Source organism: Vibrio brasiliensis LMG 20546, from assembly GCF_000189255.1.
Taxonomy (GTDB): domain Bacteria; phylum Pseudomonadota; class Gammaproteobacteria; order Enterobacterales; family Vibrionaceae; genus Vibrio; species Vibrio brasiliensis.
Window position 1 is genome coordinate 1 of sequence record NZ_AEVS01000100.1, and the last position, 253, is coordinate 253.

General features: G+C 49.8%; 1 protein-coding gene. It reads right to left on the reverse strand.

The features are described from left to right. On the reverse strand, nucleotides 1–253 hold a 253-nt coding region (locus RH46_RS22280), incomplete at both ends, for a hypothetical protein (protein WP_006881064.1).

The window sequence follows — 253 nt, forward strand, 5'->3', positions numbered from 1 at the left end:
GTTTCCTGCTGGCAGGTTAAACGTGAACGTACCACCTTCAACATTTAATACTTCAGACGTAACATTTCCATCTTTAACGTAGGTTACGGTAACGGTTGTCGCCGTGTAGTCAGACGCAGCTTCCGCTGTACCGTCAGCCAGGCTTAGCGTAATTGGAGTAGCAAGCTCACTCACGTTGCTCAGCGTCACATCGAATGCCGCTAATTCACCTTCCTCAACCGCACCGCCTGTGATTTCTGTGATAACTGGACGG